Raw genomic sequence first — 15,220 nt, forward strand, 5'->3', positions numbered from 1 at the left:
TTTGCTACATGACAGCCATTGGTCGTCGGTGCGGTCCTTACGTGGTGGCAGTATGGGCTTGCATGCGCTGCCTGTCAGCGCCAGAGCAAACAATCTGCCGGCTGGCTGGTATGGAATAAGGCAGTTGCGCACGGTAGCTGCTTATCCCTGTTCACTACTTCCACTCCCCATGACTATTGGAATCATTGGCGCCGGCCACATCGGCAGTGCCCTCGCCGTACGGCTCACCAGCCTTGGCCACACAGTCTACATCGCCAACTCACGCGGCCCCGAAACGCTCACTGATGTAGCCCAACGCACGGGCGCTACCCCCGTTACTGTACAGGAAGCGGCGCGCCAGGGCGAGCTAATCGTGGTAACCATTCCTCTGAAAAACATCCCCAAGCTGCCCCAGGACTTATTTGAAGGGATACCCGCCGACGTGCCCGTAATTGACACGAGCAATTACTACCCCTTGCTGCGCGACGGCCACCTGCCGGAGCTGGAAAGCGGAGACCTGACGGAAAGTGAATGGGTGCAGCAGCACCTAGGCCGGCCGGTGGTGAAGGTGTTCAACAACATCTACGCAGACCACCTCGAAAACGCGGGGCAGCCCGCCGGTACGCCCGGCCGCATCGCCTTGCCCGTGGCTGGCGAAGGCGAAGCCAAGCAGAGAGTGATGGCTCTTGTTGATGAACTGGGCTTTGATGCCGTAGACAACGGCAACCTGCACGAATCCTGGCGGCAGCAACCCGGTACGCCCTGCTACGGTGCCGACCTGCCCGCGACTGAGTTGCGGCAACAGTTAGCTAGCATGGGTACCGAGCGTACAGCAGCGCAACACGCGCAGTTCCTCGCGAATCATGCCGCGCAAGAAAAGCAAATGCAGGCGCAGGGCATCCAGCTGTAGTAACCCCAGCCAGAACCGGATGTAGCGACCTAGCTATGTTCAAACCGAAGCCTACCCGTACGCGCCTTGGGCAGTTGCCATGGCACGTTCGGGTAGGCTTCGGTTTGAATGGATGTGCAGGTAGTAGCGTAACAGTTAGTGGCCGGGCCGGCTGCATCCAGAGCTACTACGGCACAGTAGACCAGTGTAGCAGGTCAATCAGACCAGCTTCTGAGCAGCTACAGGAAGCAGCATTTTGGGAGACTCAGCCGGGAGTGAGAATATAAAATCTACCTATCCCCACCCTTCCGTTCTTTGCCCCGGTGACGGTATTGGAAGTGATGCGTACAACTCTGAATAGTTGTAGATATAGTTGTAAAACTAGTTTTAGTAGTAGTTGTCGTTTTTTAGATGAGGAGGCGGTGCATTCTACCGCAGGGCTACCTTCTGCCCACTTTGAGTGGCTGCGTAAATGCCCTCCAGCACTCGGAGGCCTTTCTGGCCCTTCTGGCTTTGGGTAAGGATAAACTAGGCAAGGCTTTTTTATTGGAAATCAACTGTCACCTACTGCCCATTCGTTGCCCCCAACTGTACGGTTTTTGGGTCGACGGTGATTTCCTGCAGGCGCTTGGCTACCGCCGGGCTCATGCTTTCTTGGTAGCGGCCGTGGAGTTGACCGGCCAGGAATTTCTCGGAGGCAGCAAACATGGCCATGTTGTTGACGGGGCGGGCGAAACCGTGGCCTTCATCGGGCGCGCAGATGTACTGTACGGGGTAGTTACGGTTGCGCAGGGCTACCACTATTTGGTCGGCCTCGGCCTTGTTCACGCGCGGGTCGTTGGCGCCCTGCACCACTAGGAGCGGGGTTTTAATTTTATCGGCCGCGTTGAGTGGCGACATGCGGGCCAGGGCGGCGCGGCCTTCCGGCGTGCCGGGGTCGGCCATGCGGGCGTACATCTGCTTGCGCTCGGCCTCCCAATACGGCGGAATGGCGTTGAGCAAGGTTGTCAGGTTGGACGGCGCCACAACAGCCACGGCGGCAGTATACACGTCGGGGGTGAAGGCCACGCCGGCCAGTGTGGCGTAGCCACCATACGAGGCGCCCATGATGCCCACACGCTTGGGGTCAGCAATGCCTTGGGCCACGAGGTATTTCACGCCCCAGGTCAGGTCGTCCTGCATTTTGCGGCCCCATTCGCCGTTGCCGGCGTTCAGGAACTGCTTGCCATAGCCAGTGCTGGCCCGAAAATTGGGCGAAAGCACGGCGTAGCCGCGGTTGGCCAGAAACTGATGCATAGCGTTGAAGCCGTACGCGTCGCGCCCCCAGGGCCCGCCGTGGGGCAGGATGATGACCGGTAGGTTTTTCGCCGTTAGGCCCTTAGGTAAGGTCAAGTAAGCCGGAATTTCCAGCCCATCCGACGACTTATAGCGCACCACTTCCATGTCGGCCAGGTCGGTGGCGCGAAGCTTGGGCCGCGTTTCGTACTGCTTGGTGAGCTGCTTGGTTTGGCGGTCGAACAGGTAGGCCACGGTGGGCTGGGTAGCCGAAGTAGCCGACAGCAGCCAGAGCCGCTCGTCGGTGGTGTGCGAGGCGGGGTACACATCGAGGCCCGGCAACTGCTTGCTTACGGCGGCAAAGTCCTGCTCCAGGGCCTTGTCTTTCCACACGCGGCGCATGCGGTCGTCCTCGAATCTCACAAACACCGGCTCGTGCGTTTTCTCCGACACCTCCAGGCTGCCCACGTCCACTCGCTTCAGTGGGTCGGCTTGGTAAGGCTGCTCTTGGCCGGTGGCGGGGTTGATGAGCACGATTTCGGCTAGGTTGCGGCCAGCGCCCCGGTTGGTGATCATGTACACGTGCTGGTTGTCCTTGGCGAAGGCAACCACACCGCTTTGCTCGTCAATCGACGTTTTGTAGAAGGGCACCAGCTTTTCGCCCTCCACGCGCAGACACTCAGTGCTGCCGTCCGGGTTTGAGCGCGAGGCCAGGCGCAGCTGGTCGTTCCAGTCGAACTCCCAGGCCCCGATGCGGTCGTTGTTCTGACGCACTAGGGTTTTCTCGCCGGTGGCTAGGTTTAGCTTGTACAGGTCATGCCAAGCCTTGTCGCGGTCGTTGAGGCCGATGTAGAGCGAGTTGGGGTCGGACAGGGGCGCGTTGAGCAGTTGTACGAGCACGCCCTTCAGGCCGGTGAGGTCGCGGGCGGTGGGCACGGGCTGGCCAGCGGTGGGAGCTTCAGCCGGGTTCACGGCGTAGATGTTGAAGTTTTCGTCGCCGCCCTTATCCTGGCTGTAGAGCAGGTACTTGCCGTCGCGGCTCCAGAAGTAGTTGCGTACCGGGCGGGCTTGGTCGTTCGTCATGGGCCGGGCCTGTTCGAAGGGCTCGTTCAGGCCTTTCACCCAGATGTTGCGGGTACCGTTGTAGGGCCGAAGGAAGGATAGGAACTTGCCATCGGGGGAAAGCTGAGCACCCGAAATCTCAGGGTCACCAAACAGTAGTTCGCGGTCGATAATGGGCGGCTGAGCGCTGGCTTTAGGTTGCGCTGGCCGCTGGGTGCTGGCCTGCGCGGTACTGGTTTGGGGGGTAGCTAGATTCAGCAACAGACTCAACCCCAGAAGAAAGTGTCTCATTAACAGGGAGAAATAGAATGAACAGGTGTTGCTAATGTAAACGAAAACGCCCGGGTCGCAAGGGTAGCTTGAGCAGCTAAGCCTCTTTTTTGACTTGGAATGTTGATGAATTTTCATAAAATAACACATAAAATCAGGTCATAGAAGCTGGTTTTTCCTGGCCTTTATTTCCAGCGTTACCTTAATGCGGTTTTAGCGATGCCGCGCAGCTTGGCTACCGAGAGCCTTTACTGCGGGCCTTCAGCAGGAGAAAAACGTTAAGTGGAATCAGGGACAAGTGAGCCCTAGGGTACCTGTCTTCAGGGAGCGGTTGAGACGGGCTTGCGACAGTACTATCATTTTCTTGGGACCGGATACTATCCAGTTACGCTACCGGTACACTAGGCTTTGCGTAAATCCGATATTGCCAGGATGAGAAAAACAACTAGTTTTACAACTAAATCAACAACCGATACTAGTTCAACCACGACAACATGATCTACACGGTAGGCGGCATCAAGGGCGGCAGCGGTAAAACCACGATAGCAACGAACCTGACGGTCTATCTGCTGCAGCAGGGCCGCGATGTTATTCTCATTGATGCCGATGATCAGGAGTCGGCTACGGACTTCACTTCCTTTCGTCATCAGTCGCTCGCAGGAGATTTGGGGTACACCGCAGTCAAGGTCACCGGCCGTGAACTGAATGCGCAAGTACAACGCCTAGCTACGAAGTGCGACGATATCATCATTGACACGGGCGGCCGCGATACCGTCAGCCAGCGTTCGGCCCTAACCATCTCCCACGTGTACCTCGTGCCCTTTGCTCCTCGCTCGCTCGATATTTGGACGCTGCGAAAAGTAGAGAACCTAATTGCCGAAGTAGCCCCCTTCAATCCGGGCCTGCGCTCCCTGACCTTCATTAACAAAGCGGACGCCCGTGGTACGTACAAGGAAGAAGCCGCCGAGCTTCTACGCAGTTCGGAGTACCTCCATTTCCTGGAGGCTTCCGTGGGCAACCGTATCTCATTTGCTAATGCGGCGGCGTCAGGGTTAGGAGTACTCGAAATAAAACCAAATGATGAGAAAGCTATTGCTGAGATCAACGAGCTGTGTACAAGCGTACAAAGCGTGATGAGTACAACTAAATAAAGAACTTTTTTAGCAACCTATTTTACAACTAGAATGACTTGTAAGAATAGGTCTAGTTGTACAACATTAACAACAACATATGGCTACGAAGAAACCTAAGCTCGGCCTCCCACCCACCCTACCGGCTGCCCTCTCCAACCCTGCCATGCAGGAGATGATCAGCAAGGGCGGCTCCGTCCTGGAACCCCTAGTGCCTGCTCCTGCTAAGTCGGAGCCCGTAGAGGACAAACTCAAGTCCTTTACCTTCAAAATATACGAGAGTGAGCTTGCGCAGATTCGCGCCATTCAGGACAGCTTACCTAAACGGGACCGTATCTCTATTCACGATTTTGTAGTAGCAGCAGTGAAAGAGAAAATCGAAAAGGCAGCCAAAAAACACAACTCTAAATAGTTGTAGGTATAGTTGTGTGAGTAGTTGTAATTTTTGAATGAGGAGGCGGCGCAATCTACCGCAAGGATACCTTCTGCCCACTTTTAGCGGCTGTGTAAATGCCCTCCAGCACTCGGAGGTCTTTCCGGCCCTCCTCGCCTGAGATGTGCGCTGGCAGGGGCTTGTTCGCTAACAGGTAGTAGGCAATGCCATCCAGTTGGGCCGCCTGCTGGTTGATGACGGGGAAGTTAAAGGCGCCCTGACTGCTTTTGCCTCGAAAGGGCCCGTAGCTCAGGCCTGGGCTGAGCTCAAAGGAGCCCGAATCCGCCGAGGCGAAGAATCGGTCGATGTTGCACGTGGAGGTTGCGGTGGAGGTACACACGGCTCCACTGGGGAAGTAAAGTTGCCACGTAATGGACTCTTCTACTTCCGTAAACAAATGCGGCAGGGTAACAGGGCCAAACTGGGCAGTTACGGCCACGGGCTCCTCGCCAAGCACGTAGCGGCTGCTCTGCACGCAGTACACTCCCAAATTCATTAATGGTCCCCCGCCGGCTAGGGCTTTGTTTAAGTGCCAGTCTTTGGGGTCGATGTCAGCCAGCCGGTAGCCCAGTGAGGCTTCAATCAGGCGTACTTGCCCGAATACCTTTTCCTGCCCAAGCCGTTTGAGTTCGATGTGGTGGGGCTCGTAGTGCAGCCGATAGCCCACCGCCAGCTGGACGCCGGCCCGCTGGCAGGCGGCAATCATCTCCTGACAATCCTGCTCGGTCAGCGCCATCGGCTTTTCAACTATTACGTGCTTGCCAGCTTTCGCTGCCCGGAGCGTGTACTCTTTATGCAAGCCATTGGGCAAGGTAATGTAGACCAAGTCAATACTCTTATTAGCGAGTATCGTGTCGAAGGTCTGATAAGAGTAGATGTTCTTTTCGGGAATGTGATACTCGGCCTTCCATTGCGATGCCTTGGTTGGCGAGCCAGTCACGATGCCCGCCAACTGGCAGTACTGGGAGGCGGCCAAGCCTTCGCGCACCAGATTTGCATACCGACCCAATCCGCAGACCGCAACCTGGAGTTTTTTAGTTGCATAGGGCAGCGCGCCGCGCTGGGGATACGCAGTGAAGGAGGGCAGCAGGATGGAGGCGCCTAGGCCTACCCCAAGCCGCTCGACAAATCCACGCCGGGATACATTTTTCATCTTATTGAAGGTGGAATAGAGGAGAACTACAAGATGCTCAAAGGCTGGCATCGACCAGCGCACAAGAAAGCGACAACTAATAGATTCCAGAACGAAAACTAAATCAGGAACTCTATACAGTTGCAGAAATACTTTCAAAAATGATTGTTTATTAAGTTGTTATTTTAGTTGCAAAATAGATATGTAATATATTTTAATTAAGTTATTTACATTTAAATAAAGTATTATTAATGTTTGTGAATACAGCATGAATCAGTTGATGTATATAAGCTGCCTGAGCATGCGCTTAGACGACTGGACGGTCATCGACATCACGGGACATTGCCTTATCAAGCACAAACGCTTCCATACTACCTTGTGGCAGCGTCTTTCTCTGCTAGAGTCTTTTGACCCGTGAATTTAGCGAGGAGTGCCTCAAATAGCATCTAAGTGCACGCCACGCTTCTTGGTTGTGCGCGGACGGTAGGGGAGGAGGGAAGGTGAATCCGCACGTAGTCTTGACCTTTCCGTATTCCACTTTCTGAACCCCCAGAGTTGCCGGTACAACTTGTTATACTCAAGCTATAATTTGCGAGAGTCGGCCTGTGGACTCAGCTACTTACGGCAAGTGCTTTACCACTCTGGGGGTAGCGCAAGAGTAAGAACAGAAATTCCTGTTAAGGCAGTTGCGCGAGCTGTTCTTCCCAACTGGTCGGATCGCGCAGCGGGCGCAACTCGCCGGCGGCAATGCCTGCGGGCAAGGTGAAGTCGTAGCGGCCCAGCATGTTGATGTGCTCGTGCAGCAAGGGCGAGAGGCGGGCTACGTCGCCCGGCTCCGGCGGTTCCACCAGGGCTTGTTGGTATTCCAGCGCTTGCTGTAGATAGCGGGTATTCCACAGCTCCAGGGCGTTGACGACCAGGCCCAGGGCCCCGAGTTGGTCTTCCATGCCCTCGCGGTACCGCTGGCGCAGTTCGCCTTTCTTGCTGTGGAACACGGCTCGGGCCACGGCGTGCCGCCCCTCGCCCCAGTTGAGCTGCACCAAAATGCGCCGGCGGTAGGCCCGGTGGTCGGCATGCGCCAGCTTCTGCTCCTGCCAGGCTTGGCTTTAACCGGCGAATTAGTTCAGGAACTTGGCCCGGTACTCGTGGGGCGTCAGGCCGATTTGTTTTTTGAAGAGCCGGGTGAAGTAAGGCGGGTTGTTGAAGCCCAGCTCGTAGGCCGTTTGGGCAATGGTGTTGTCGGAGCTGATGAGCAGGTTTTTGGCTACGTCCAGCAAGAAGGCATGGATGTGGTCGAGGGCGGTTTTGCCGGTTTCCTGCTTAAGCAAATCGGTGAGGTAGCGCGGGGAGGTGTGCAGCTGGTTGGCCAGGTACTTCACGGTGGGCAGGCCCAGAGTCTGCAGATGCCCCTGCTCACGGTAGGTGGTGAGTAGGCTGGTGAGCCGGGTCACCGTGCTGCCCGACAAGGTGCTGCGGTTCAAAAACTGCCGCTTGTAGAAGCGCTGCGAGTAGGAAAGCATGGAGTCGAGGTGCTTGAGAATAATCTCCTTGCTGTACTCGTCCGGGTTGTTGCCGTACTCGAAGCCCATCTGGTGGTACAGGTCCCAGAGAATCTTTTCCTCGCGCGGCGCCAGGTGCAGGGCCTCGTTGACTTCGTACTCGAAGAAGCCGTACTTTTTTATTTCCGCGTGCAGCGGGTGGCCCAGCAGGTAGTCTTCGTGCACGATAAGCATGAAGGCCATTTCGACGAACTGCAGGTCCGTAATCTGAATGACCTGGCGGGGCTTTATAAAGGAAAGGGCGCCGGCCTCGTGGTCGTAGCTGGTTTTGCCGTAGAGGAACCGACCGCCGGGCTTCATTTTGCGGAAGCTGATCATGTAGAAATCCGTCGTCAGCGGGTCCTCGCCGAAGGTGCAGCGCAGCAGCTGCTCGCAGGTGAGCAGGCTCAGCAGCGGCTGCTGGGGCGGCGGGTAGCCACAAGCGCGGTGAAAGGCACTGATGCTGGTGAAATGCTTCATGGGCGGGGCACGTCGTAACGGGCGGGGCAAGGCCAGGTGAAAGATATGGAAAATCGCCCCTGCTCCCCGGAGGAGCAGGGGCGATTTTCGCGTTTAGCCGGGAACAGGGGAGGGGTGCTTAGCCGTGGGCCCGCTCGGCCACGGGCTGCCACTCAGCCCAGCTGGCGAGGCGCTCGGCGTACACTTCCCGGGCCCAGGGGTAGGCGGCCTTGCCCATAAACAGGCGCAGCGGCGGGTTCGGCGCATCTACCAGCTGCAGGATAGCCGGCACCGTGGCGGCCGGCTCGCCGTAGTTGTCCGGGTGGAAGTTGGGCAGGGCGAACAGCGAGGCCTTGGCCTGGTCGTAGGCCCCAATGGTGGGGCTGTGCACGGCGGAAGTGCCGCCGAAGTCGGTTTTGAACGTGTTAGGCTCCACCAACGTGACGTAAATGCCGAAGCCTTTCACCTCGTGGTACAGGGCTTCGCTCAGGCCTTCCACGGCAAACTTGGTGGCGCTGTAAATGCCAGTGCCCGCCGCGCTGGTAATGCCCAATATACTGGAAAGCTGAATGAGGTGGCCGCGGCCCTGGGCCCGCATGAGGGGCAGCGCCGCCTGCGTTACCCAGAGCGTGCCCAGCAGGTTGGCGCCGAGGATGTCGTGCACGGCCCGCTCTTCCAATTCCTCCACGGCTCCGAACAGCCCGTAGCCGGCGTTGTTGATGACCACATCGAGCGAGCCAAACTGCTGGTGGGCCTGCTGCACGGCGGCCAGGCACTGGGCCCGGTCGGTAATGTCGAGGGCCAGCGGCAGGAAGGCCGCGCCGTAGGTGTCGGCCAGGTCCTGCAGGCCGCTCACGTTGCGGGAAGTGGCGGCTACGTTGTCGCCGCGCTTTAGGAAGGCCTCGGCCCAGAGTTTGCCGAAGCCCCGCGAGGCGCCGGTAATGAAGATTGTCTTTGCCATCTTTTTGGGGGGGTGTTGTGATGACACAAAGCTCCGGCGCGGCCACCCTGCCCGGCTTATACAAAAGGCGGAACTCGTGATACGGATTGACGTGGGCGACTATTTACGGCCGCTTACCCAACCGTAGACCCCTGCTGCAAGGCGCAACCGCCGCCGACAACGGCGGCTGACGCGGTTGGACTGTTGAGTGGATCTTTGCCGGCCCACCACCCGCTATCATTCCGCCGATGAACTACGAGGATACGCTCTACGGCTCTGCGCAACTGCCTTAACGGGAATTTTTGTTCTTACTCTTGCGCTACCCCCTCTGTACCTAGCGTTCCTAGTATTGCTTTGCAATTTGCCTAGCTTGAAGCATCTTGTTTGCACCTAGCTAGGAGCATGACAGCTGGGGTGTTGCTCAAGCCGAAGCATTGGCATAACAGCGGCTACCCACCTTTCTAGTTGCCCGACCAGTGGTAAACCCGTTCGGTACTGCGCTACCGCTTACTAATCCCAATTATGAAAAAAATCACCGCTTTGGTACTGAGCGCCGCGGCTCTGTTATCTGTTTCTAGCGCATTCAAAACGCCGCAACCCACCGGGTGGGAACCGCTGCTAGACCGCAATCTGAGCAAGTGGCAGACCTATGAGAGCTACCGCCACCAGCTAGGCTACAAGGGTACAGTACCAACTAACTCTCAGGGCAAAACAATTCCGCCCATCGGGTACGGCAAGAACGAGGCAAATGTCTTCTCGGTGGTGATACAGAAGGGAGAGCCCGTGCTGCGTATTAGTGGGGAGATTTACGGCTGCGTGTTCACAAAGCAGGATTTCACTAACTACCACCTCAAGTTGAAAGTGAAATGGGGCGACAAAAAGTGGATACCTCGCCTGGATGAGCCCCGCGACAGTGGCATTCTCTACAACAGTCAGGGAGAGTGCGGCGTCGACTACTGGCACAGTTGGATGCTCAGCCAGGAGTTTCAAGTGTCGGAGTACCAGCGGGGAAATGCAATGGGCGACTACTGGCGCATTGCCAATTCCACGGCCGATATTCGGGCGGCTCTCAATCCAACGAAAGATACCCTGCGGTACAACCCGGCGGCAGCTCCCGTAACCATGGGTAATGGGAACTCTGGCTTTTGCCAGGCAGCAGCCAACTACGAAGTACCAAATGGGCAATGGAATGAGTTGGAGCTAATTCAAGTGAATGGAGAGAGCCTGCACATTGTGAACGGCCACGTGGTGCTGGCCCTGGCTAACTCTGCCTATATCAAAAATGGGCAGCGAATACCCCTCACGCACGGTAAAATTCAGATCCAGAGCGAAGCCGCCGAAGTGTATTACAAAGACATTATGATTCGGCCTTTGACGGCTATGCCAACGCAGTTCGCTCAGTATTTTAACTAAGGCCAAGCTAGTACGCTGCTTATCAAGGCCAGTTGCTGGCCTAGCCCTTCTATGACGATTCTGATACTCCTAGTGGCCATTCTGGCCCTGATTGGCCTGATTAGTTGGGCGAAACTACATGCCTTTCTAGCGTTTTTACTGGTCACCATTGGGGTAGGCTTTGCCTTTGGGCTGGCTCCTGCACCCCTGATGGCAGCCATTTACCAGGGACTTGGTGACACGTTGGGCTCGGTGGTACTTGTAATTGTGCTGGGGGCCATGCTCGGCAAGGTGGTAGCCGACAGTGGGGCCGCCCAGCAGATTGCCGTCGTCCTGATTGAGGCGTTCGGTACCCGCTATATTCAGTGGACGCTGATGGTGGCTGGCTTCATTATTGGCATTCCATTGTTTTACAACGTTGGGTTTGTGCTGATGGTACCGCTCATCTTTTCGGTGGTGTACAAGTACAAGCTGCCGGCCGTGTACGTGGGCTTGCCCATGCTGGCGGCTCTGTCGGTGATGCACGGGTTCTTGCCCCCGCATCCGGCCCCAACCGCCCTGGTTGCCCAGTTCCACGCTAACCTGGGGCTCACCTTTGCCTATGGGCTGCTGATTGCAGTGCCAGCCATTGTGCTGGCTGGGCCAGTGTATGGGCGTCGCCTGCGTCATATTGTGTCGGTGCCGCTGCTTAGCTTTGCAGTGGAACCGGAGCCTGAACGGGTGCTGCCCGGCCGCCTGAACAGCTTCCTCTCGTCCTTGCTACCCGTACTGCTGCTCGTAACTGTGCTGGGCCTGCAGGCGCTACTACCTCCCCATACCCAACTTGCGCCCGTACTGGCCTTTCTATCCGAACCCGCAGTCGTTATGCTGCTGTCCGTGCTGGTGGCAACCATCAGCCTAGGAACGGCCCTTGGCAAGTCTATTGCCTCGGTAATGGAGGCCTACACCGCCTCGGCCAAGGAAGTAGCCCTAATTCTGCTCATTATTGCTGGGGCTGGCGCCCTGAAGCAAGTACTAGTGGCCAGCGGCGTCAGCACCGATATTGCTGCCAGGCTGCAGGGTACGGGTCTGCCGCCGTTGGTGTTGGGCTGGCTGATTGCGGCAATAATCCGAGTATGTCTGGGTTCGGCCACCATTGCCGGTCTCACTGCTGCGGGCGTCATGCTGCCAACCATGGCTTATTCGCACGCCAACCCTAACCTGATGGTTCTGGCCATTGGCGCGGGCAGCTTGCTGCTTTCCCATGTCAATGATGCTGGCTTCTGGCTGTTTAAGGAATACTTCAACCTTTCCGTGCGTGACACGCTCCGCTCCTGGACGATGATGGAAACTATCGTGTCAGTAGTTGGGCTAGTAGGCGTATTGACGCTAGACTGGTTGCTGAAGCTTTCCGTTGGGCTTGTGCCCACCCACATCGGGTAAGCATTGAAATCCTGGCATTTCTACTATAGGCAAGAGAAGAGAGTGGTAGCAAGGAGCACCTAGTTTCCACACAATTGCTAGTAGACGGAAAGGTAGTCACTCCGTTCTCCATGAGCTTCGGATCTCTGATTGTCAAGCCCAGGTGCTGACACCTAACGCTCGCGCAAGCGCAGGAGGACTACACATGAGGCAGAACGTCGATATAGCCGTACGGCCACGCTTCAGGACAATTTATGACGGTATAGGAGTTCGGCTCTGTTGCTTGGAGCGTTATCGCACTTAATCCAGTGCGATGGCAACTAGCCACTCGTAATAGCGAAGTTTACGGGTGTCCTAGGTGCGTGTAGCGTGCTGACACTCTCCTTAAAATCCTTGAGAAGTTGAGAAAGTGAAGCCGTTATTTCCTTATAAAAGACGATAAGCTTCGCCCTTTGTGCGTTATTAGGTGCTGTAGCCGGTGCTGCTCGGCCTTTGGCAGGAAGCTACTCGAGTCGACGTAACAGCAAAAAGCCCAAACAATTAAGGTATAAAATAGTAAAAAATGCGCCATAAAAATTTTCAAATTTGTGCTACTTTTTACTTTTAACAGCGCCGAAATTTCATGCCTACAAAATCGCCCTAAACAAGCTAGCTAATTATATATACTATATTAGTAATTACGGAGGCCATAACTGCTTGTCTTTGTGGATACTATAGAGGGTCATGCCTACAAAATCGCCCTTTCATGCCTACAAAAACGACGATTCATGCCTACAAAATCGCCCTTTCACACCTACAAAATCGCCCTGCAACGCCCTCATGCCTACAAAATCGCCCTTGACTCCTGTTGTTGATAAGACGGTTGCGCAACACAATGCGCTGATCAACGCACGCTTCAGTTTTGTACCGCTAGAGATGCGCTTGTTCATTTCCTTGCTGACACGAATTGAGCCAGGAGATGAGCAATTCCGGGAGCATTTCGTGCCCATGGCGGAGATCATCCACGAGCGAACGGGCGGTTCCGCATACGAGGAAGTAAAGCAGATGTGTAACAATATCACTTCCCGCCGCCTCTATATTGAGAAGCTGGTCGACACGCAACAGGGAGCACGCAAGCGCAGCAAAAAGCCCGATTTTGAGTTCATTCCACTAATGGCCAAGGCAGCTTATGAAAGCGATAGGGGAGGGGTAGTGGCTTCATTTAACCCACTGATTATGCCTTACTTATTGCAGTTGCGTGAGAGTGGTAATTTTACCTTGGCGCAACTAGAGCAGCTCAACAAACTGAAGAGCTTCTACTCCTATCGCATCTACTGGCTCTTGAAGGAATATGCCACCTTCAAAGAGCGCACAATCACTATTGCGCAGCTTCGCTTCCTGCTTGACCTGCAGGAAGGAGAGTATCCACGCTTTAACAATCTACGCACTCGTATTCTAGACAAGGCTCAGGACGAGATGCAACAGACTGACATGCCCTTCACCTATGAACTACAGAAGCAAGGCAAAGTCGTATCAGAAGTAAAGTTCCTGTTGGCTGCACCTGACGAGGCAACGGTTATGCCTACAAAATCGCCCTTATCTGAAGCTCCCGCTTGGACGCAAACCCTGGCGGAGATAGGAGTAGGAAAGAGAAGCTTGGCGGTAATTAGCCGACAGTTAAAGGCCGGTGAGTATGATATCGATTACATCGCCTATGTCGTGCGCATAATAGGGGGGCAATTCCGCAAGGGCAAGATCAAAAAACCCGCTGGGGCTGTGTATAAGGCACTGATCGAAAAGTACCTCTTTACGGACTATCAGCAAGCAAAAGCGACGGCCGCCACAAAGAAGCCGACAGCAGAGGAGCCTACTGCAACCCTTGAGGTAGCCTTCCGGTTGAGTGAGGTGCAGGCCATGTACGATAACCCTGGGCCCTATGCCCAGCGACACAAACGGGCCGATACCTTTGAGCAGCACTTGCAGCAGGTCTACTTACAAGATGGCTTCGTACTTGAACAACGGGACGGGACACAATGGCTGGTCAAACACGGGGTAGGGTAAGGCTCCCTTCTTAATGTAGCCTGCTTGGAAGGCGTCGTATACCAGTACAATATAAACCGGCTGGATGATAGGGCGCCGCTTTATCAAGAGACTTTCCTTGTTAGGTCAGAACCGGCCATTGGCGCTTGAACCAGTTGATTGTGACCTGGCTAGATAAGCTCCACTATATCCTTCTCGCTCGCACGTTTGCTCGCTAGACTAGCGCAGTGTAAGCCATGGGCAGTTGGTTATCGTTGATGGTGCGACGCACTAGTTGCACTTGGAAGAGCCCGCACGGGTAACTACTCAGATCCTTCAGTTCTTGCGGGCTGAAGTGTAGGACGAACATGGTGTGTTAATGGGTAGGTAGAGGCAATCCAAGCTAACAAAGTAGCCCAGCTTCCGCTTCGGAAACTGGGCTACTTTACTTGAAGCTACGCTGCCTATTGTTTAGTTGCTTCCGGGGAAAGCAAAGCCCAGTTGGAACTGAAATACTGAGTTGTAAATTTTATTTCCTCCGGGGAGAGCGGCATCGCCGTCATAGAGTTTGGTAATGCTACGGTTGTAGCGGATGCCAACATTCGGGCCACTCTCTAATTGATAGCCAACGCCTACAATGTAGCCAAACTGGAGCTTGTTGAGTTGGCCCCGACCGGTGATGTCAGGTATGGCCGAATCGTCGTACTTCGTTTTACGTGCGAACAAGTAGCCAACTTGCGGACCGGCTTCAAATACAAGGCCGGCGGCATTTATGCGAGCCAAGAGCGGCAGATCAATGTTGTGAAAGGTTGTTTTAGAAAAATCCTCAATCTGGTAGCCGCGCTGAGAATATAGCAACTCAGGATGCAACTCAAACAGCCCCCCGACGCCCAGGGTCGTCGTGGTTGTAATGCCAGCCTGAAAGCCAAAGCGGTTTTGAACATCACCTTGGAAGTCTTTGTCGTCGCCAGCTAGGGAGGCAGCCACCACGCCCACTTTAAGGCCAATGCGCGTGCCACCGCCGGTGGTTTGGGCTTGTACAGCGGCGGTAGCGCCGGTAAGTAAAGCAAGAGACAGAATAATCGTTTTCATAGTTAGAAAAAGTGAGGGTGGTACGGGTTTCAACTTTCGCACGGGAAGAGCCAATCCGAGGGCTCCTGAATCAAGCGGCTTACTGTAAAGACGACAGACACGTGGCTTTTGTTTGTTTAAAAGATTTTTTAGGACAAAATATGAGTTTCTGAAGTAGGCAATCTGACATCTCGTTGACCACCGGATGCGTGGCCAAACGGGACAAAAGCCTTGCTCCAGAGTAGATTGTC

12 protein-coding genes and 1 pseudogene are annotated in these 15,220 nt (G+C 55.3%); 6 read left to right on the forward strand and 7 right to left on the reverse strand.

The genetic code is table 11. The features are described from left to right. The first annotated feature begins 169 nt into the window (after positions 1-169). Positions 170-889 (forward strand): NADPH-dependent F420 reductase, encoded by a 720-nt coding sequence (locus tag CHB83_RS20230; protein ID WP_089334003.1) that lies wholly within the window; start codon positions 170-172, stop codon positions 887-889. Positions 890-1,432: 543 nt separating this feature from the next. On the opposite strand, the gene CHB83_RS20235 is transcribed toward CHB83_RS20230, so the two are convergent. Further along, positions 1,433-3,496, reverse strand: coding sequence for a S9 family peptidase (locus CHB83_RS20235; protein ID WP_089334004.1), 2,064 nt, complete (start codon positions 3,494-3,496; stop codon positions 1,433-1,435). A 473-nt stretch (positions 3,497-3,969) separates the two neighbouring features. Between CHB83_RS20235 and CHB83_RS20240 the strand changes: the two genes are divergently transcribed. Continuing rightward, positions 3,970-4,626 carry an AAA family ATPase gene (locus tag CHB83_RS20240; protein WP_089334005.1) on the forward strand — a complete coding sequence of 219 codons (657 nt, stop codon included), beginning with the start codon at positions 3,970-3,972 and terminating at the stop codon, positions 4,624-4,626. A 79-nt stretch (positions 4,627-4,705) separates the two neighbouring features. After that, positions 4,706-5,017: a hypothetical protein gene (locus CHB83_RS20245; protein ID WP_045690674.1), complete on the forward strand. Its 312-nt coding sequence runs from the start codon at positions 4,706-4,708 to the stop codon at positions 5,015-5,017. A 55-nt stretch (positions 5,018-5,072) separates the two neighbouring features. On the opposite strand, the gene CHB83_RS20250 is transcribed toward CHB83_RS20245, so the two are convergent. The 4 genes and pseudogenes from CHB83_RS20250 to CHB83_RS20265 all read right to left on the reverse strand — a co-directional run bounded on the left by CHB83_RS20250 (position 5,073) and on the right by CHB83_RS20265 (position 9,128). Then, complete coding sequence (locus CHB83_RS20250) at positions 5,073-6,191, reverse strand: Gfo/Idh/MocA family protein (protein ID WP_089334033.1); 1,119 nt, start codon at positions 6,189-6,191, stop codon at positions 5,073-5,075. A gap of 656 nt (positions 6,192-6,847) precedes the next feature. Next, positions 6,848-7,240, reverse strand: a pseudogene (locus CHB83_RS20255) (Tn3 family transposase); the annotation flags it as partial. A gap of 48 nt (positions 7,241-7,288) precedes the next feature. Then, a complete protein-coding gene (locus tag CHB83_RS20260) occupies positions 7,289-8,188 on the reverse strand; it encodes a helix-turn-helix domain-containing protein (protein ID WP_089334006.1) in 900 nt (299 codons plus the stop codon). 118 nt (positions 8,189-8,306) lie between these two features. Beyond that, a complete protein-coding gene (locus CHB83_RS20265) occupies positions 8,307-9,128 on the reverse strand; it encodes an SDR family NAD(P)-dependent oxidoreductase (protein ID WP_089334007.1) in 822 nt (273 codons plus the stop codon). A 501-nt stretch (positions 9,129-9,629) separates the two neighbouring features. Between CHB83_RS20265 and CHB83_RS20270 the strand changes: the two genes are divergently transcribed. From CHB83_RS20270 to CHB83_RS20280, 3 genes are all read left to right on the forward strand, one after another. Further along, a complete protein-coding gene (locus tag CHB83_RS20270; protein WP_089334008.1) occupies positions 9,630-10,520 on the forward strand; it encodes a 3-keto-disaccharide hydrolase in 891 nt (296 codons plus the stop codon). A gap of 51 nt (positions 10,521-10,571) precedes the next feature. Further along, a complete protein-coding gene (locus tag CHB83_RS20275; protein ID WP_089334009.1) occupies positions 10,572-11,921 on the forward strand; it encodes a gluconate:H+ symporter in 1,350 nt (449 codons plus the stop codon). A gap of 798 nt (positions 11,922-12,719) precedes the next feature. After that, positions 12,720-13,940 carry a replication initiation protein gene (locus CHB83_RS20280; protein WP_179225583.1) on the forward strand — a complete coding sequence of 407 codons (1,221 nt, stop codon included), beginning with the start codon at positions 12,720-12,722 and terminating at the stop codon, positions 13,938-13,940. Positions 13,941-14,133: 193 nt separating this feature from the next. Here the strand turns inward: CHB83_RS20280 and CHB83_RS24255 are convergent, their stop codons facing one another. Together CHB83_RS24255 and CHB83_RS20285 are read right to left on the reverse strand one after the other, a co-directional pair. Next, complete coding sequence (locus tag CHB83_RS24255) at positions 14,134-14,268, reverse strand: hypothetical protein (protein ID WP_262489995.1); 135 nt, start codon at positions 14,266-14,268, stop codon at positions 14,134-14,136. A 101-nt stretch (positions 14,269-14,369) separates the two neighbouring features. Further along, entirely contained in the window at positions 14,370-14,990 is a 621-nt protein-coding gene (locus CHB83_RS20285) for a porin family protein (protein ID WP_089334011.1), read from the reverse strand. Between the last annotated feature and the right edge of the window lie 230 nt (positions 14,991-15,220).

The sequence above is a fragment of the Hymenobacter mucosus genome, from assembly GCF_900188255.1.
In the GTDB taxonomy this organism is placed as follows: Bacteria; Bacteroidota; Bacteroidia; order Cytophagales; family Hymenobacteraceae; genus Hymenobacter; species Hymenobacter mucosus.

Excerpts from the sequence above, each read along its gene's own strand:
- CHB83_RS20230 (WP_089334003.1), top strand. The coding sequence starts at position 170 with ATGACTATTGGAATCATTGGCGCCGGCCACATCGGCAGTGCCCTCGCC.
- CHB83_RS20235 (WP_089334004.1), bottom strand. The coding sequence starts at position 3,496 with ATGAGACACTTTCTTCTGGGGTTGAGTCTGTTGCTGAATCTAGCTACC.
- CHB83_RS20240 (WP_089334005.1), top strand. The coding sequence starts at position 3,970 with ATGATCTACACGGTAGGCGGCATCAAGGGCGGCAGCGGTAAAACCACG.
- CHB83_RS20245 (WP_045690674.1), top strand. The coding sequence starts at position 4,706 with ATGGCTACGAAGAAACCTAAGCTCGGCCTCCCACCCACCCTACCGGCT.
- CHB83_RS20250 (WP_089334033.1), bottom strand. The coding sequence starts at position 6,191 with ATGAAAAATGTATCCCGGCGTGGATTTGTCGAGCGGCTTGGGGTAGGC.
- CHB83_RS20260 (WP_089334006.1), bottom strand. The coding sequence starts at position 8,188 with ATGAAGCATTTCACCAGCATCAGTGCCTTTCACCGCGCTTGTGGCTAC.
- CHB83_RS20265 (WP_089334007.1), bottom strand. The coding sequence starts at position 9,128 with ATGGCAAAGACAATCTTCATTACCGGCGCCTCGCGGGGCTTCGGCAAA.
- CHB83_RS20270 (WP_089334008.1), top strand. The coding sequence starts at position 9,630 with ATGAAAAAAATCACCGCTTTGGTACTGAGCGCCGCGGCTCTGTTATCT.
- CHB83_RS20275 (WP_089334009.1), top strand. The coding sequence starts at position 10,572 with ATGACGATTCTGATACTCCTAGTGGCCATTCTGGCCCTGATTGGCCTG.
- CHB83_RS20280 (WP_179225583.1), top strand. The coding sequence starts at position 12,720 with ATGCCTACAAAATCGCCCTTGACTCCTGTTGTTGATAAGACGGTTGCG.
- CHB83_RS24255 (WP_262489995.1), bottom strand. The coding sequence starts at position 14,268 with ATGTTCGTCCTACACTTCAGCCCGCAAGAACTGAAGGATCTGAGTAGT.
- CHB83_RS20285 (WP_089334011.1), bottom strand. The coding sequence starts at position 14,990 with ATGAAAACGATTATTCTGTCTCTTGCTTTACTTACCGGCGCTACCGCC.